Below are 15,878 nucleotides of genomic sequence, written 5' to 3' on the forward strand. Positions count from 1 at the left end.
GTTCAGGACTCCTTGACCGCGATGGTCTCCACCGTGTTCGCGACGTGCTCGAACGCGTCGGCCGCCTCTTCGAGCACGTCGACGATCTGCTTGAGCTTCAGCACCTCGATGGCGTCGTACTTGCCGTTGAAGAGCGTCGCGAGCAGCTTGCGGTGGATCTGGTCCGCCTGGTTCTCAAGGCGGTTGACCTCGATCCAGTACTCGGTCAGGTTGTCCATCGTCCGCAGGTGCGGCATGGCCTCGGCGGTCAGCTCGGCCGCCCGCGCCAGTACCTCGATCTGCTGCTCGACACCCTTGGGGAGCTCCTCCACCTGGTACAGGACGACCAGGTCGACGGCCTCCTCCATGAAGTCCATGATGTCGTCGAGCGACGAGGCCAGGTTGTAGATGTCCTCGCGGTCGAACGGCGTGATGAAGGAGGAGTTCAGCTGGTGGAAGATCGCGTGGGTGGCGTCGTCCCCCGCGTGCTCGGCTGCCCGCATCCGCTCCGCGATCTCGGCCCGGGCGGAGGAGTCCGCTCCGAGCAGTTCCATCAGGAGCTTCGAGCCCGTGACGATGTTGTCCGCGGATGCGGCGAACATGTCGTAGAAGCTCGTCTCCCTGGGGGTCAGACGAAATCGCACGTGAGGTCCTCGGGGTGCATTGGATTCGGTCAGGCTGATGCTAGGCGCAACCCCCGGCCAGGGCTAACCGGCGGTTCCGGGCGATTACCCAGTGTCCTCCATCAGGCAGAGTGGGGACCACGGGCCCCTGCCGCTCCGTCCGGGGCCCAGTACCCTATACCCATGAGGGGTATGCACCCCTCGATCCGGACCACGGGAGGACGCATGACTGCCATCGAGGCGGAGGGCTCCGGAGCCGACGTCACCACCGGTACGGGAACCGCCGCCGGTACCGGCGTGGTGCACGGCTACCACCACCGGAAGGACGAGCACCTCAAGCGGCTGCGCCGCATCGAGGGCCAGATCCGCGGCCTGCAGCGGCTCGTCGACGAGGACGTCTACTGCATCGACATACTCACCCAGGTCTCGGCGAGCACCAAGGCCCTCCAGTCCTTCGCGCTCCAGCTGCTCGAAGAGCACCTGCGGCACTGCGTCGCCGACGCCGCCGTCAAGGGCGGGGACGAGATCGACGCCAAGGTCGAGGAAGCGACGAAGGCGATCGCGCGCCTGCTGCGCACCTGACCCGGCACGCGGGCGCCGCACGGGCCGCACCGGCTGCACCGGCTGCACTGGCTGTGACGACCGCACCGGCTTCGACGGCTTCGACGGTTACAACCCGAGACCCATCAGGACCTCGTCGATCCGGTCCTGGCTGAGCCGCTCCTCGTCCGCCGCGGACGCCGCGATGATCAGCTCGCCGCACAGCTCGATCTCGGCGAGAGCCACGTGATCCTGCACCGTCGAACCGCCCGCGGGAGTCACGCGTGTCACCTCGATCTGCCGTCATCGGTCAGGGGCCGTCTCAGCGTATGGAGGGCGGGGCGCTGTGCGCATGACACGGATGGACCATTTCCGGATACCGGGCCATGGCCCGATGGCGCCGCCCCGGCACCGCCCGCCCGGCTATTGCGCGATCTTCCCGGCGTAAATGTCCCCGCTTGCGGGCAATACGACCTTCACCGGGGTCCCGAACCCGTAGAGCAGGGTGGTCGAGGAGACATCGATCACGCCATTGTTGACGTAGCTGAAGCGGTGCCGGACCTTCCGCAGCCGCCCCTGCTCGTCGAGGTAGACGTCGAACGGGACGGCGTCCTTGCTGAACCCTTTCGCCGCCGCCTCCAGCGCCCCCTTCACCGCCGGCGAGGCGTGCTTCGCGGCCTCGCCGATGTCGGTGGTCCCGCGGTAGTGCCGCACCTTGGTGCCCGCCACCTCGGTCTCTCCCACGTAAGTCGCCTCCCGTACGCCGCGCAGCAGCTCGGCCGCGACCAGTGGATCGGTGGCCCCGCCCGTGACCAGGTTCCCGTCGGCGAGGCTCGCGGTGTCGACCCGTACCCACTTGTCGTCGGGCACGCCCGCGCCCCGGTTCTTCATGTACAGGGCCCCGGGGACGAGGAGCTCGGTGATGGGACGGTGCTCGTCCTTGCCGGCCGCGTCGGCCGGGAGCATCACCAGGAGCTGGCCCATCCGGTTCTTGAAGTCGACCCCGCCCTCGCCGCGGATCGTGACCCGGGTCCCGCCGGTGGCCATCTCCATCGCCGTGCGGGCCTGCGCGCTGCCGGTCTTGGCCAGCCGGTCGGCGGCTCCCCGTACGGTCGCGGCCGGGTCGGCGGGGGGACGGGCGTCGGCCCGGCCCTCGCCCGCGCACCCGCTCATCGCGGCCAGGGCCGCGGCCGCGCCCAGGGCGAGCACCGCCTCACCCGCACGCCCGTGCCGCCGCCTGTGCTGGTGCACCACCATCGCCTGCCAACCCCCAACGCATGACCGCTGCTTGCCCGAGGCCCCCACCCGCTCCGGTTAACGAGGTCCGCGGTTTCCCGTCACGGGCCGCCGCCGTCCCGGGGCGCCGCACGGTCCGGGTACCGTGGTGATGTGGATTCGCACAGCAAAGCGTCGCTTGTCCCTCCGCTTGACGTCGTGCCGCACGCCCGTCCCATGGAGCGGCCACCCACCGGGCCCACCGGCCACACCACAAGCACCGCCGAGCGCGGGTCCTTCTGCCTCGCCTCGTGCACCTGCGGCTGGAGAGGCCCGGCCCGCCGCTCCCGCGATCTGGCCCGCAGAGACGCGGACCGGCACACTTCGGCCTGAGTCCCGGGGGTCCGGCGTCCGGGGGTCCGGGCGTCCGGTACACCCGGCGGATCGCCCGTTCGGACGGCCCGGCTGGCCGGGGCTCCCGGGAGCGGATGCCCTGGATGCATGCCAGGACCCGCACCCCGCGTCGCCGCCCTCCTCTGGGCCCTGCTCCTCACGCTCACGCCCGCCGCCGCGGCCTCGGCCCGCCCGACGGGTTCGGCGGACGGTCCGGCCGACGTGGCCCTGGCCATCGGGGCGACCACCGTCGCGGCCGCGGCCACCGGTCTGTGGCTGCGCTCCCGCTACCGGCGCGAAGAGGACTCCGAGGACCGGCGCACGGAGCGCGGCGATCCGTGACCCGCGCGGTCCCCGGTCCTACGCCGCGAGGTCGCTCTCGTGCGGGCGGCAGCCCGGCGGCGGGGTCTGCGGCTGCGCGAGGTCCACCGGGCGGGGCAGGGCGCGCCGCTTGGCGCGGACCAGCCGGCCCGCGCGCGGCGAGCGGGCCACCGCCCGCACCACCGGGGTCAACAGCGCCATCGCGAGCGGGGCGGCGAGCAGGACGACGGCGGTGCCGAGCGCGAAGCCGCCGATGACGTCGGTGGGGTAGTGGACGCCGAGGTACACCCGGCAGAACCCCTCGGCGAGGGCCAGCCCGATCCCGATGAGCCCGAGCTTGCGGTTCGCGATGAACAGGCCGACGCCGAGCGCCATCGCGAGGCCGGCGTGGCCGCTGACGAAGGAGAAGTCGCCGGAGCCGGAGTAGGAGGCGAGCACGTCCAGGCCGTTGTGCGCGGCGGACGGCCGCGGCCGGGCGACGAACGCGCGCAGCGGGACGTTGACGAGGAGGACGAGCCCGGCGGCGAGCGGGGCCCACACGAGCGCGGCGAACGACTCGGCGGCCGTGGCCTCGTCCTGTCGGCGCGTACCGTGCCAGCACCACAGGAGGAGGAGCACCAGGACCAGCGGGATCCCGTACGAGCCGACGAGGGCGACGGCCCGGTCGACTCCGGCCGGCGCGTGCCGCGCCAGTCCGTTGATGTCGTACAGCAGGCTTACGTCCACGTTCGGCCCACCGGTCGTGAGTCCAGCCATGGCGATACGGCCCCTTAGCCCTTGCTCGGTTCCCCGCGGGCGCACGCCGGTGTGCGCCCCTGACCCCCCCCCCGTTGATCAAGCCTGCGTCCATGGAACGCCCGTTCTGAACAGTACGTTCCACTCTCCACCGAATGATCACGGCAACGTTATCGAAGAGAGACTCGTCGTCGCAGCTCAGGGCCCGGGGTTGACGCAGCGTGGGCAAGGCCGCCGCGGTCACGGAGACTTGGCGTCGACGCTCCGGTCCGGCAGGGCCGCGGCCCCGTCCTTGGTGACACGCGTCGCCCCGAAGTAGTCCGGGCTGTCGATCTTGTCGAACCGGATCACGGCGCCGGTGTACGGCGCGTTGATCATGTATCCGCCGCCCACGTAGAGGCCGACGTGGTGGATCGCCCGGGAGTTCGTCAGATCATCGGAGAAGAACACCAGGTCTCCGGGCAGCAGTTCATCGCGCGAGGGATGCGCACCCGCGTTGTACTGGTCGTTGGCCACGCGCGGCAACTCGATCCCCACCGACTCGTACGCCGCCTTCGTCAGCCCCGAGCAGTCGAACCGCCCGTCCTGGTCCGGCGTCCCGTTCCCGCCCCACAAGTACGGGGTCCCCAACTGCTTCTGCGCGAAGTAGATCGCCCCTGCCGCCTGCTGCGAGGGCGCCACCCGCCCGACGGGCCGCTCGAAGCTCTTCGCGAGGGTCGTGATGGCCTTCACGTACCCCTGGGTCTCCTTGTACGGCGGCACCCCGCCGTACTTGATGACCGCGTACGCTCCCGCGTTGTACGCCGCGAGCATGTTCCCCGTCGCGTCCCCGGGCACGCCCGCCACGTCCTTGGCCAGCTCACAGTCGTACGAAGCCGCCGAGGGAATCGCGTCGTTGGGATCCCAGATGTCGCGGTCGCCGTCACCGTCCCCGTCGATGCCGTGCCCGGCCCAGGTGCCCGGGATGAACTGCGCGATGCCGCGGGCGTCGGCCGGGCTGACCGCACTCGGATTCCAGCCGCTCTCCGAGTACAGCTGGGCGGCGAGCAGCGCCGGGGTCATGGCCGGGCACAGAGTGCCCCACTTCTGCACCAGGTTCTGGTACTTCGCGGGAACGGCCCCCTTGGCCAGCCCGAGTGCACGGCCCCCAGCCGCCCCGGCTCCGGCGAGGCCCGCCGCGGCCGAGTACGTACCGACCACGATCAGCACGAGGAAGCTCAGACAGAGCCCGATCCCGATCCCGCCTGCCATCCAGAATCTGCGCACCCGTCAACACTCCCCCATCCCCGTCGCTTTCACGTGCGATTCGCTCGTGTCGCCCGATCCACTACGCCACTCGGAAGCCCGGGAAGTGAATGCCCGCGTACGTCACAGAGCCATCCTCGGCGGGGCAGAAGACCGGCGTCCAGTCCTCCCGGCCGTCGGCCGGAGGCACACCGGGGCGCACCCCGCCGCCGAAGCCGCCCGGGCAGCCCGGCAGCCCCGCGTCAGGAGCGCGGTGCGACGAACAGGCTCTGCGCGCTGCGCCCGATGGGCCCCTTCTCGTCGTGCAGCCGCGCGTCCGCCAGCCCGATCCCGGCCGCGTCCACGCTCGTACGGGCCTCCACGCAGGCCCACTCGCCCACCGGGTGGCGGTGCAGGTGCACGGTCAGGTCGCCGTTGACGAACACGTACCGGGCGAAGTCCATCACCGAGCTGATCCCGTTGCCCGAATCGGCGGCGACCAGCACCCGGTCCAGGGGCCGGGTCTCCTCCCCGGCGACGAGTGCCACCTTCATCCGCATCCAGCACGTGCCCGGCCCCAGCTCCACGAACGCGCCCTCGGTGAACCGGGTCTCCATCGCCGAGTGGTAGCCGGTCTCCCACGGCACCGGGAAGAACGGCGTCGGCCCCACCTCCCCCGGCGGCGGCAGCTGCGGCCCCGGCACCACACCCGGCACGGCCTCCCCCGCCACCCGGATCCGCAGCGCCCGCGCGAGCATCACCGGAGCACCCCCGGCCGGCGCGAGGGCGGCCTCGACCACCTCGGTGCCGCGGCCGGCCCGGAGCACGGAGGTGGTGACCTCCAGCGGGCCGATCGGCACGGGCCGCAGGATCTCGTACGTGATCCTCGCGATCCGCATGTCGGCGCGGGCGCCCTCCCGCTCCTCCACCGCCCGCCCGAGCAGCGCGGCCGGCGGACCGGCGTGCTGCGCGCCCGGGTCCCAGGGCCCGCGCGTGTACTCGGTGGCCAGGAACCGCCCGGCATCGACCCGCTCGTAGAACGCCTCGGAGATCGCCATGGCCGGAACGCTACCGACAGGTAACCCGCCCCCGCCAGACCCACGTCCCCCGCCGGGGAGAATGGAGGGGTGCCCACCACCCCCGCCCGCCCCGCACTCCCCGTCCTGCAGGCAGACTGCGCGAACTGCTTCGCGCTCTGCTGCGTCGCCCTGCCCTTCGCCAAGTCCAACGACTTCGCCGTGAACAAGGCCGCCGGAACCCCCTGCAAGAACCTCCGGGAGGACTTCCGCTGCGGCATCCACACCCGGCTGCGCGACAAGGGCTTCCAGGGCTGCACCGTCTTCGACTGCTTCGGCGCGGGCCAGCAGGTCTCTCAGACGACCTTCGGCGGCCGCGACTGGCGCACCCACCCGGACACGGCCACCGCGATGTACGAGGTCTTCCCGGTGATGCGGCAACTGCACGAGCTGCTCTTCTACATCACCGGGGCACTCGCCCTCCCCGCCGCCGCTCCGCTCCACGCGGACCTGCGAAGCGCACAGGCAGAGACCGCGCGGTGGACCACGGCCGAAGCCGGCGCCCTGACCGGCCTGGACGTCGGCGCCCTGCGCGGACGTGTCAACACGCTCCTCCTCGGGGCGAGCGAACTGGCCCGCGCCAAGGCCCCGGCCCGCAAGAAGAACCACCGCGGCGCCGACCTCATGGGCGCCCGCCTCGCCGGCGCCGACCTGCGCGGCGCCAACCTCCGCGGCGCCTACCTGATCGCCGCCGACCTCAGCGGCGCGGACCTGCGCCTCGCGGACCTGATCGGCGCCGACTTCCGCGACGCCGACCTGCGCGGAGCGGACCTGCGCGGGGCCCTGTTCCTGACCCAGCCCCAGCTGGGCGCGGCCCGGGGCGACGCGGCGACCAAGATCCCCCCGACCCTGGTCCGCCCCGCCCACTGGACCGCGTAACCCGCCGCCGGTACCCCTACTGGTACGGATACCAGTACGGGTACCGGTACCGGCCCCGACTCACGGCCTGATGATGGCCGTCCAGCCCGACGGACAGGTCAGCGCTGCCGCCGGCGTGTACGTGCACTGGTTCTCGAACACGTCGCCCGTGGTCGTCAGCACCTTCACGTACACCGTGTAACCCACGGCGGCGAGCGACACCCCGCACGCGTTCCGCGGATGCCCCGGGTTCAGCTGCGTCGTGAGGTCCTTCCAGGTGTACGAGCCGACCGGCGCCGTCTCCCGCGCTCCCAGCGTGGTCCGGCCCCGGTGCAGCACGACACTGAACTCCGTGTCGCTCAGCCCCAGCGCCGTGTCGACGTCCTCGCACGGCCCGTGCGGACCGCCCGGGCCCTTGTCACCCTTCGGACCCTTGTCACCCTTGGGCCCCTGCGGCCCGCGGTCGCCCTTCGGACCCTTGTCGCCCTTGGGCCCCTGCGGCCCGCGGTCACCCTTCTGCCCGGCGCACGGGTTCGCGGGCTTCGCCGCCTTCTTCGCCTTGCCGGCCTTCGCCGCCTTGCCCGGAGCCTTGGCCGGCAGCGTCCTCGCATCCGGCTCCGGACACCTGCTGCTGCTCCAGCCCGGCGCGACCGCCGCGCCCGCCCCCTGGGCGGCCATCGCCGGAACCGAGGCGCCCACCAGCGCGATCGCCAGCGGGACTGCGAAACCACCGGCAAGCCACGCGCGCCGACCGACCTTCACTGCGGAACCCATCCCTCACTCCTCGCATCGTTCGACCAAACGGCCAGGAGCATCTCCCGCAACCCGCCGGAAGATGGAACGACTGACGGAATGTCGGACGAACGTCAGCGGCTCGGCCCAACGACACGCCCGCACACTGCGCCGAACGGCGGCCACCCGAGCGGCCCCCCGCACGCCGAGAGGGCAATCATTGCCCGGGGTCACCCCCCGTGATACACAGAGTGACCATATGTTCTCCCGTACACCCGCCGCCCCCGCCCAGGTCAGAGCGCACAGACGGGTCAAAGCGCGGGAGATCGGGTAAAGAGAGCCGTCAAGTCGACGCACGACGGCGGTTTCATCAGCGAAGATAGTACGTGACCCCTGCCGTCGGGCACGGGCCAGCGGAACTACCCATACAGGGGCGGTGAGTTACATGATCCTGGCAGCCGAAAAGGGCGACATCACCACCATCATCGGCGGAATCGCCCCGAACTGGGGGCCGTTCGGCAGTCTCGGCAACGAAGCGAAGGTCATGATCGAGGTGGTCATGGCCGTCGCGATCCTCCTCTGCCTCGGCATCGCCATCTGGGGCGCGGCCAAGCAGCGCATCGGCGCCACCGCACTGCGCGACACCTTCAGCGCGGAACAGGGCAAGGGCCTGATCGTCGCCGGCCTGACCGGCGTGTTCATCATCGGCTCCCTCGGCACCCTCTTCACCATCGTCTACGGAATGGCCGTCTAGCCGGACCGCCCACCGGCCACCGGACCTGACCAGGAATCACCACACCACCGACGTACGACGCAGAGGGGGCGGACGCGAGATGAGCAACGAGGACCAGTACGGCGGCGGCGCCGGCGGCGGCCACGGCGACGTCGGCGGCACGGGCCAGACCCGCACCCGTCTCCCCGACTCCCCGTCGGACCCGTACGGCACCCCCCGCCGCACCCCGCGCGCCTCGCGCAGCCTGGTGACGGTGGTCGGCGTGGTGGTCCTCCTGATCGCGGCGATCGCGTTCGCCAACCAGTCCGGAGACACCCCGACCCCCCCGTCGGCAGACACCCCGCCCTCCCCCGCCTCCACGGCAGCCACGGGCACCCGCCCGGTGGACGGCAAGAACGGCGCCATCCCCGCCGGGTTCGCGCAGACCGAACAAGGAGCGCAGTCCGCCGCTGCCAACTTCGCGGTCGCGCTCGGCTCTGACGGAATGTTCGACAGCGTCCGCAGAAAGGCCATCGTCCAGGCCGTGTACGCACCGGACGTGGCCACCGCTCGCCAGAGCAACCTCGACAGCGTCTACACGGACGCGCAGTTCTTGGCGCGCATCGGCCTCGACTCAGCCGGCAAGGCCCCGAAGGGCCTCCAGTTCGTCTCCCGTACGAACCCCGTCGGGACCAAGGTGGAGAAGTTCTCCACCGACGCCGCCACCGTCTCCGTCTGGCACTCGACCCTGTTCGGTCTCGCGGGCGAGGGATCGAAGAACCCGGTCGCGGAGAGCTGGTACACGAACACCTTCGAGCTCCGCTGGACCAACGGCGACTGGCGCGTAGCCGACTTCACGCAGAAGGACGGCCCGGCCCCGGTCGGCCGGGACCAGAGGGCTGCCTCCGCCGAGGAGATGGCCGCCGCCGTATCGCAGTTCGGGGGGCTCACCTATGCACGCTAGCCGTCGCGGTCTGTCCTTCGCAGCCGTCGCAGCCACGCTGCAGACCACTGTGGTCCTCCTTTCCGCCCGCGCGGTGGCCGCTCCCTCGCCCGACCCGAGCGCGCCCAGCCCGAAGGCGAGCAACGACCCCTGCGACCTGATCCGAGGCCCCGCCAAGGACTACTGCGAACGAGGCGACGGCGCCGCAGGCGCCCCCCGCACGGGCCTCGCCCCCAGCGACCCCGCCGACGCCCTCAACCCCCTCGCCTCCCTGGCCAAGGGCTGCGCCGACGCCGCCGCCTGGATCGTCACCGAGCTCAGCAAAGCGATCAACGGCACGGCCAACGTCGACTTCACCAACGGCGCCTTCCTCAAGCAGTACGCCGTCGTCTTCGCCGCCTCCACCATCCTCACCCTCGTGCTCTGGCTCTTCGCCGTCGCCAAGCGCGCCATCCGCGGCGTCCCCCTCACCACCGCCATCTCCGAAGCCGTCGGCTTCCTCTGGCTCACCGTCCTCGCCTCCGCCTTCACCCCCCTGATCCTCTACACCGTCGTCTCCGCCACCGACGGCGTCACGGAAGTCATCGCATCGGCGAGCGGCGGCCAGACCGACGTCTTCTTCGGCTCCTTCATCGAAGCCCTCAAGAAGGGCGACTCCATCGGCGGCGGCCCGATCATGCTGATCGTCGTCTCCCTCGTCACCGTCCTCGCCGCAGGCGTCCTCTTCCTCGAACTCTTCATCCGGGCCGCCCTCCTCTACGTCGGCGCCCTCCTCGGCGTCGTCGTCTACGCCGGGCTCGTCGACCGCAACCTCTGGGGCCACGTCCGCCGCTGGGCCGGCATCATGATCGCCGTCATCCTCGTGAAACCGGTCATCGTCATCGTCCTCGGCCTCGCCGGAGCCCTCGCCGGCGAGAAGGGCCCCAACGCCTTCTCCGCCGTCGTCTCCGGCCTCGCGATCATCCTCCTGGCCATCTTCGCCTCCGCGATGATCTACCGCTTCGTCCCCGGCTTCGGCGACGAGATCGCCTCCGCCCGCTCGAACCGCAGCAAGGCCACCGACGGCGCCCAAGCCGCCGCCGTCATCAGCTCCCCGGCCTCCCTCGTATCCCAGGGCATCAAGACCCACAGCAGCCGCGGCGCCCACCGCGGCGGCGGTGACGGCGGCGGCTCCAGCGCCCCCCGCCCCGCCAACCCCCTCTCCGGAGGCGTGGCCGCCCACAGCAGCCGCCCCACCTCCGGCAGCGGAGGCGGCGGATCCGTCCCCTCCGCCGCACCCGCGCCCCGCTCCGGATCGAGTACGAGGAACACAGGAGGTGACGGGCGTTGACGACCCAGTCCCACCAGCTGCACCCGGTCGCGCCCCGCCGCACGTATCTCATCGGCCGGGCCCGGCCGAACGCGATCGTCGGCAAGAACCGCGAGAGCGGCGAGATCGCCCTGATCATCGTCGGCGCGTTCCTCGGCATGATGAGCGGCCTGCTCGTCCCCGCCCTCACCCTGCGCATCGTCAGCCTCGCCGGGTTCCCCATGCTCGCGCTGGCCGCCGTGTACGTCCCGTACAAGGGCCGCACCTTCTACAAGTGGTTCGAGATCAACCGCAGCTACAAGCGCACCCTGCGCCGCGGCACGACGTACCGCTCCTCCGCCATGGAAGCCGGCGTCCGCGCCGCCGACGGCCGCGAGGTCGAGGTCGGCCCGCCCCCCGGCATCGGCCGCATCAACTGGCTCGCCGCCCCCTTCGGCCCCGACGAGATCGCCGTACTCCTCCACGCCGACCGCAGAACCGTCACCGCCGCCATCGAGATCGAGGGCCCCGGCGTCGGCCTGCGCGACAGCGAGGACCAGGAAGCCCTCGTCGACCGCTTCGGCACCCTCCTCAAGCACGTGGCCAACGGCGACGGCTTCGTCACCCGCCTCCAGATGCTCGCCCGTACGCTCCCCGCCGACCCCGACGCCCACGCCAAGGACGTCGCCCAGCGCGGCGACACGAGCGCCCCCGTCTGGCTGCGCGACTCGTACGACCAGCTCCAGTCGATGGTCTCCACCTCCTCCGAGCAGCACCGCGCCTACCTCGTCGCCTGCATGCACTACACGCGCGAACTCGCCGCCGAGGCCCACACCATCGCCCGCGCCGGCACCCCCCACAAGGGCCGCAAGCTCGACCGCGACGCCGGCCTCGCCATCGTCATGGCCCGCGAACTCACCGACATCTGCGCCCGCCTCGCCGAAGCCGACATCCGCGTCCGCCAGCCCCTCGGCCAGGGCCGCCTAGCCTCCCTCGTGCACTCCATGTACGACCCGGACCACCCCATCGACCACATCCAGGCCATGACCAAGCGCAACGCCTGGCCCGCCGAACTCGACGCGGTCGAGCCCACCTTCCTCCAGGCCAAGACCCGCGAGTCCTCCACCCGCGCCCCCTGGTGCCACGCCACGGCCTGGGTGAAGGAATGGCCGATGACCCCGGTCGGCGTCAACTTCCTCGCGCCCCTCCTCGTCCACACCCCCGACGTGATCCGCACCGTCGCCGTCACCATGGATCTGGAGCCCACCGAGGTGGCCATCGAGCGCATGCTCACCGAGAAGACCAACGACGAGGCCGACGCCAGCCGCGCCGCCAAGATGAACCGCACCGTCGACCCCCGCGACATCGCCGCCCACGGCCGGCTCGACCAGAGGGGTGAAGATCTCGCCAGCGGTGCCGCAGGAGTCAACCTGGTCGGGTACATCACGGTGTCCTCCCGATCCCCGGAGGCCCTCGCCCGCGACAAGCGCACCATCCGCGCTTCGGCGGGCAAGTCCTACCTGAAGCTGGAGTGGTGCGACCGCGAGCACCACCGCGCCTTCGTCAACACCTTGCCGTTCGCCACCGGCATCCGTCGCTAGCCGGAGGGAAGTGCCGCCCATGCGAGATCCCATGTCCGCTCTGACGGACGCCTTCACCAGCTTCCTGTTCGGCAAGGTCGAGACCACGCGCCTGCCCGTACGCACCTCCACCGGGCAGGCGCAGGCCGTCTACCTGCCCACCGCCGCCCCCGGACTCGGCGACTCCGGCGTCATCATCGGCCGCGAGGTCTACAGCGGCAAGGGCTACATCTACGACCCCTTCCAGCTGTACGGCCAGCAGCTGCCGGCCCCGCACTGGCTGGTCCTCGGCGAGTCCGGCAACGGCAAGTCGGCGCTCGAGAAGACCTACGTCCTGCGCCAGCTCCGCTTCCGCGACCGCCAGGTCGTCGTCCTCGACGCCCAGGGCGAGGACGGCGTCGGCGAGTGGAACCTCATCGCCCAGCAGCTGGGGATAACCCCCATCCGCCTGGACCCCATCGCCGCCAACGACGACGGGATCCGCCTCAACCCCCTCGACCCGGCGATCACCACGACCGGCCAGCTCGCGCTGCTCCGGACCATCATCGAAGTCGCCATGGGCCACGGCCTCGACGAGCGCTCCGGCTTCGCCCTCAAGGTCGCGCACGCCTACGTCGTCGACACCATCCGCGACCGCCAGCCGGTCCTCACGGACATCGTGGAACAGCTCCGCCACCCGGAGGCCGAATCCGCGGAGGCCATGAACGTCGACATAGACGATGTACGGGCCTGGGGCCTCGACGTGGCCCTCGTGATCGACCGCCTGGTCGACGGCGACCTCCGCGGCATGTTCGACGGCCCCACGACGGTGGGCATCGACCTCGACGCCCCCCTCATCGTCTTCGACCTCTCGCACATCGACCGCAACTCGATCGCCATGCCGATCCTGATGGCGATCGTCGGCGTCTGGCTGGAGCACACCTGGATCCGCCCGGACCGCAAGAAGCGCATCTTCCTGGTCGAAGAGGCCTGGCACATCATCAACAGCCCCTTCGTGGCCCAGCTGTTCCAGCGCCTCCTGAAGTTCGGCCGCCGCCTCGGCCTGTCCTTCGTGGCCGTCGTCCACCACCTCTCCGACGTGGTCGACGGCGCGGCCGCCCGCGAGGCCGCCGCCATCCTCAAGATGGCCTCGACCCGCACGATCTACGCCCAGAAGGCGGACGAGGCCAGAGCGACGGGCCGGGTACTCGGCCTGCCCCGCTGGGCGGTGGAGATCATCCCCACCCTCACCCCCGGCATCGCGGTCTGGGACGTCAACGGCAACGTCCAGGTGGTCAAACACCTGATCACGGAGGCGGAACGCCCCCTGGTCTACACGGACCGCGCCATGACGGAGTCCTCGTCCCCGTCCCAGCTCCCCGACGACCTGCTGGCGGCCGAGCTGGAGGCGGAGGAAAGAGCCCTCCTGATGGAACGCCACCGCAACGGCGGCCCGGGCTCGGCGACAACGGTGGCGTAAATGCAAGAACGCACGGGAAAGGAGCAGGGCGGCATCCCGGACGCCCTCCTGATCGCCCTCCTCGCCTTCCTCCTGGGCCTGGCAGCCCTGGTCTGGACGTCGACGGGCCTGGCCGCGCTCTTCTCGAAGGGCGCCTGGCCGTCAACGGTGACGTTCACCCACACGCCGGGGGCGGTCCGCGCCCTGATAACCCAACCCCACGACGTCCCGGGAGCCTGGCCGGACACCGACCCCCAGGCCCTCTCGGGCTGGGGGCTCTTCTGGGGCCTCTTCATCAGCCAGCTCCTGATCGTCTTCGTGCTGACGGTCTTCGTCATGGGCGTCATCGCCCGTACGAGGTCCCGCCACAGGAAGCCCTCCGCTCCGGCCACTCCGGCCACTCCGGCCGAACCGGCCGAACCGGCCGAACCGGCCGTCACAGCCCCGATCCCGCCCCCGATCCCGCCCCCGGCCGGCCCACCCCAGCCCACCACGCAGCCACTGCCCGTCCCGGCCCCGCTGCCCCACCCGGCACCCGCACCGTCCGGCCCGGCCGCGACGGCGTTCGGGTCCGGGGCCCGATCCGGGAGCGGAGCCCACGGCAGCAGCGACCTCCAGGGCCACCTGGCCTACGGCAGTCCGGCCGAGCGCCACGCCCTCGCCCTCCAGGCCCTGGCGGCAGCCGAAGGCGCGGCCCTCGTCGTCACTTCCTCCCCCGCTCTGTGGGCGGAGACGAAGGACGCCCGCGCCAAACTCGGCCCGGTCCTCCTCTACGACCCCTCGCACCTCTGCGACACCCCGGCCCGCATGCACTGGAACCCGGCCGACGCCTGCGCCGACCGCGACACCGCCGCGGCCCGCGCGATCGCGCTGCTGGCTCCCGTACGCCCCCAGGCCCGTATGGACGCCGCCATCGCCGACACGGCGGAAACGCTCCTCCGCAGCTGGCTGCAGGCGGTGGCCCTCGAAGACCGCCCGTTCAAGCAGCTCCACCGCTGGGCCCAGGGCAACAGCGCCCAGGACCCGGTACGCATCCTCCGCATACACCCCCAGGCCGCCCCCGGCGCAGCCGGCGAGCTGGAGAGCGCCCTCACCGCCCACCCCGAACGCCGCGAGCAGGCCCAGCACCTGACGGCCCGTGCCCTCTCCTGCCTCACGTCGATCCACATCCGCGAAGCCTGCAACCCGAACCGAACAGATGCACTGACGCTGGCATCGTTCGCGGCCGAAGGGGGCACCCTCTACGTGGTGGGCGAATCGCTGGAAGATCCCCGTACCCACCCGGGTGCGATGCCTTTGCTCACCGCACTCGCCGCGAGCGTGGTCGAGCACGGCCGCCGCATGGCCGTACGGTCATCCCACGGCCGGCTCGACCCACCACTCACCCTGGTCCTGGAGGACGTCGCGGCCGTGGCCCCGATCCCCCAGCTCCCCGAGCTGCTCCAGGAGGAATCCCTCCCCCTCCTCGCCCTGTGCCGCAGCCGCGAGCAGGCCCGCGCCCGCTGGCCGGAGGCGGCCGCACTCCAGCACTAGGGCGTGCGCTACGGCCGCGGCAGCACGTACTCGAACTCCTTGGCTGCCGGATCCGCCGGCACCGGCACGACGTGCCCGCTCGGCCGGAACCCGAACCGCCGGTAGAAGGCCGCGGCCCGCGCGTTGTTCTCGTGCACGAAGAGCCGTACGCGTTCCAGCGCCGGCCCCTCCAGCGCCCAGGCCCACTCCAGCGCGGCGGCGAAAAGCCTCTCGGTGAGCCCGCTCCCCCGCTGCTCGGGGCGGACGTACACACCCACCAGGTGCCCCTGGGTCTGCTCGACGGCCCGCTCGAAGAAGTCGGCGATCCCGTGTTCCTCGACGAGGACGGTCACGGACCCGACCCACTCCCCGCCCGGCGCCTCGGCCACGAACTGCCGCGCATGCCGACCGTGCGAAGCCCCCTTGGCCCGGTCCTGCCAGAACTCGTCCGCCCTGGCCTCGGCCTGCTCCAGCGTCTCCAGAAAGGCCACCGGCGCAGCCGGGTCCTTGAGCGCGGCGATCCGCAGATCCTTGACCTTTTCCCACTCGTCGGCCCGGACGGCACGCATCACATACTGATCATCCATAGCCCGGATCCAACCACAGGACCGAATGCCCGTAAACGCAAAAAGCCCCGTACCGGATACCCGGTACGGGGCTTTTCACAATGATTGTTCGGCGGCGTCCTACTCTCCCACAGGGTCCCCCC

The 15,878-nt window shown here is 71.5% G+C and carries 17 protein-coding genes; 9 read left to right on the forward strand and 8 right to left on the reverse strand.

The window, feature by feature from the left end; translation table 11 throughout:
* Positions 1–2: 2 nt before the first annotated feature.
* Complete coding sequence (locus tag ACFYXV_RS26930; protein ID WP_030858724.1) at positions 3–623, reverse strand: DUF47 domain-containing protein; 621 nt, start codon at positions 621–623, stop codon at positions 3–5.
* Between the two features lie 162 nt (positions 624–785).
* Here ACFYXV_RS26930 and ACFYXV_RS26935 point away from each other — a divergent pair, with 162 nt between their 5' ends.
* Positions 786–1,184 (forward strand): metal-sensitive transcriptional regulator, encoded by a 399-nt coding sequence (locus ACFYXV_RS26935; RefSeq protein ID WP_385470346.1) that lies wholly within the window; start codon positions 786–788, stop codon positions 1,182–1,184.
* 87 nt (positions 1,185–1,271) lie between these two features.
* Here the strand turns inward: ACFYXV_RS26935 and ACFYXV_RS26940 are convergent, their stop codons facing one another.
* Positions 1,272–1,424, reverse strand: coding sequence for a hypothetical protein (locus ACFYXV_RS26940; protein WP_167352574.1), 153 nt, complete (start codon positions 1,422–1,424; stop codon positions 1,272–1,274).
* Between the two features lie 141 nt (positions 1,425–1,565).
* A complete protein-coding gene (locus tag ACFYXV_RS26945) occupies positions 1,566–2,399 on the reverse strand; it encodes a hypothetical protein (RefSeq protein ID WP_389384235.1) in 834 nt (277 codons plus the stop codon).
* Positions 2,400–2,858: 459 nt separating this feature from the next.
* Between ACFYXV_RS26945 and ACFYXV_RS26950 the strand changes: the two genes are divergently transcribed.
* Positions 2,859–3,092, forward strand: coding sequence for a hypothetical protein (locus ACFYXV_RS26950; protein WP_385470350.1), 234 nt, complete (start codon positions 2,859–2,861; stop codon positions 3,090–3,092).
* Positions 3,093–3,110: 18 nt separating this feature from the next.
* Here the strand turns inward: ACFYXV_RS26950 and ACFYXV_RS26955 are convergent, their stop codons facing one another.
* The 3 genes from ACFYXV_RS26955 to ACFYXV_RS26965 form a co-directional block, all read right to left on the reverse strand.
* Complete coding sequence (locus ACFYXV_RS26955; RefSeq protein WP_389384236.1) at positions 3,111–3,827, reverse strand: phosphatase PAP2 family protein; 717 nt, start codon at positions 3,825–3,827, stop codon at positions 3,111–3,113.
* Positions 3,828–4,046: 219 nt separating this feature from the next.
* Positions 4,047–5,057 (reverse strand): NlpC/P60 family protein, encoded by a 1,011-nt coding sequence (locus ACFYXV_RS26960; RefSeq protein ID WP_385470373.1) that lies wholly within the window; start codon positions 5,055–5,057, stop codon positions 4,047–4,049.
* 236 nt (positions 5,058–5,293) lie between these two features.
* Positions 5,294–6,088 carry a thioesterase family protein gene (locus ACFYXV_RS26965; protein WP_389384237.1) on the reverse strand — a complete coding sequence of 265 codons (795 nt, stop codon included), beginning with the start codon at positions 6,086–6,088 and terminating at the stop codon, positions 5,294–5,296.
* A 69-nt stretch (positions 6,089–6,157) separates the two neighbouring features.
* On the opposite strand from ACFYXV_RS26965, the gene ACFYXV_RS26970 reads away from it, so the two are divergent.
* Positions 6,158–6,985 (forward strand): pentapeptide repeat-containing protein, encoded by an 828-nt coding sequence (locus tag ACFYXV_RS26970; RefSeq protein ID WP_389384238.1) that lies wholly within the window; start codon positions 6,158–6,160, stop codon positions 6,983–6,985.
* A gap of 60 nt (positions 6,986–7,045) precedes the next feature.
* On the opposite strand, the gene ACFYXV_RS26975 is transcribed toward ACFYXV_RS26970, so the two are convergent.
* Positions 7,046–7,738, reverse strand: coding sequence for a hypothetical protein (locus ACFYXV_RS26975; protein WP_385470358.1), 693 nt, complete (start codon positions 7,736–7,738; stop codon positions 7,046–7,048).
* 403 nt (positions 7,739–8,141) lie between these two features.
* On the opposite strand from ACFYXV_RS26975, the gene ACFYXV_RS26980 reads away from it, so the two are divergent.
* The 6 genes from ACFYXV_RS26980 (at position 8,142) to ACFYXV_RS27005 (ending at position 15,190) form a co-directional block, all read left to right on the forward strand.
* A complete protein-coding gene (locus ACFYXV_RS26980; protein ID WP_008742356.1) occupies positions 8,142–8,450 on the forward strand; it encodes a hypothetical protein in 309 nt (102 codons plus the stop codon).
* A gap of 79 nt (positions 8,451–8,529) precedes the next feature.
* Positions 8,530–9,372, forward strand: a complete 843-nt coding sequence (locus ACFYXV_RS26985) for a hypothetical protein (protein WP_389384239.1) — start codon at positions 8,530–8,532, stop codon at positions 9,370–9,372.
* On the forward strand, positions 9,362–10,681 hold the full coding sequence (locus ACFYXV_RS26990) for a hypothetical protein (RefSeq protein WP_389384240.1): 1,320 nt from the start codon (positions 9,362–9,364) through the stop codon (positions 10,679–10,681). The genes ACFYXV_RS26985 and ACFYXV_RS26990 overlap by 11 nt, the downstream gene beginning before the upstream one ends.
* Positions 10,678–12,240, forward strand: coding sequence for an SCO6880 family protein (locus ACFYXV_RS26995; RefSeq protein ID WP_385470364.1), 1,563 nt, complete (start codon positions 10,678–10,680; stop codon positions 12,238–12,240). The genes ACFYXV_RS26990 and ACFYXV_RS26995 overlap by 4 nt, the downstream gene beginning before the upstream one ends.
* A 19-nt stretch (positions 12,241–12,259) precedes the next feature.
* The gene (locus ACFYXV_RS27000) at positions 12,260–13,678 is read left to right on the forward strand and encodes an ATP-binding protein (protein ID WP_366100777.1); all 1,419 of its coding nucleotides are present in this window, start codon (positions 12,260–12,262) and stop codon (positions 13,676–13,678) included.
* The gene (locus ACFYXV_RS27005) at positions 13,679–15,190 is read left to right on the forward strand and encodes a type VI secretion protein (RefSeq protein WP_389384241.1); all 1,512 of its coding nucleotides are present in this window, start codon (positions 13,679–13,681) and stop codon (positions 15,188–15,190) included. It begins immediately after the preceding gene.
* Positions 15,191–15,198: 8 nt separating this feature from the next.
* Here ACFYXV_RS27005 and ACFYXV_RS27010 read toward each other — a convergent pair whose 3' ends face one another.
* Entirely contained in the window at positions 15,199–15,756 is a 558-nt protein-coding gene (locus ACFYXV_RS27010; RefSeq protein ID WP_389384243.1) for a GNAT family N-acetyltransferase, read from the reverse strand.
* Between the last annotated feature and the right edge of the window lie 122 nt (positions 15,757–15,878).

It is taken from the genome of Streptomyces sp. NPDC002181, assembly GCF_042890485.1.
GTDB lineage: Bacteria > Actinomycetota > Actinomycetes > Streptomycetales > Streptomycetaceae > Streptomyces.

Coding starts and splice junctions, on each gene's coding strand:
- ACFYXV_RS26935 (WP_385470346.1), top strand. CDS start 786: ATGAGGGGTATGCACCCCTCGATCCGGACCACGGGAGGACGCATGACT.
- ACFYXV_RS26945 (WP_389384235.1), bottom strand. CDS start 2,399: ATGGTGGTGCACCAGCACAGGCGGCGGCACGGGCGTGCGGGTGAGGCG.
- ACFYXV_RS26950 (WP_385470350.1), top strand. CDS start 2,859: ATGCCAGGACCCGCACCCCGCGTCGCCGCCCTCCTCTGGGCCCTGCTC.
- ACFYXV_RS26955 (WP_389384236.1), bottom strand. CDS start 3,827: ATGGCTGGACTCACGACCGGTGGGCCGAACGTGGACGTAAGCCTGCTG.
- ACFYXV_RS26960 (WP_385470373.1), bottom strand. CDS start 5,057: ATGGCAGGCGGGATCGGGATCGGGCTCTGTCTGAGCTTCCTCGTGCTG.
- ACFYXV_RS26965 (WP_389384237.1), bottom strand. CDS start 6,088: ATGGCGATCTCCGAGGCGTTCTACGAGCGGGTCGATGCCGGGCGGTTC.
- ACFYXV_RS26975 (WP_385470358.1), bottom strand. CDS start 7,738: ATGGGTTCCGCAGTGAAGGTCGGTCGGCGCGCGTGGCTTGCCGGTGGT.
- ACFYXV_RS26980 (WP_008742356.1), top strand. CDS start 8,142: ATGATCCTGGCAGCCGAAAAGGGCGACATCACCACCATCATCGGCGGA.
- ACFYXV_RS26985 (WP_389384239.1), top strand. CDS start 8,530: ATGAGCAACGAGGACCAGTACGGCGGCGGCGCCGGCGGCGGCCACGGC.
- ACFYXV_RS26990 (WP_389384240.1), top strand. CDS start 9,362: ATGCACGCTAGCCGTCGCGGTCTGTCCTTCGCAGCCGTCGCAGCCACG.
- ACFYXV_RS27000 (WP_366100777.1), top strand. CDS start 12,260: ATGCGAGATCCCATGTCCGCTCTGACGGACGCCTTCACCAGCTTCCTG.
- ACFYXV_RS27005 (WP_389384241.1), top strand. CDS start 13,679: ATGCAAGAACGCACGGGAAAGGAGCAGGGCGGCATCCCGGACGCCCTC.
- ACFYXV_RS27010 (WP_389384243.1), bottom strand. CDS start 15,756: ATGGATGATCAGTATGTGATGCGTGCCGTCCGGGCCGACGAGTGGGAA.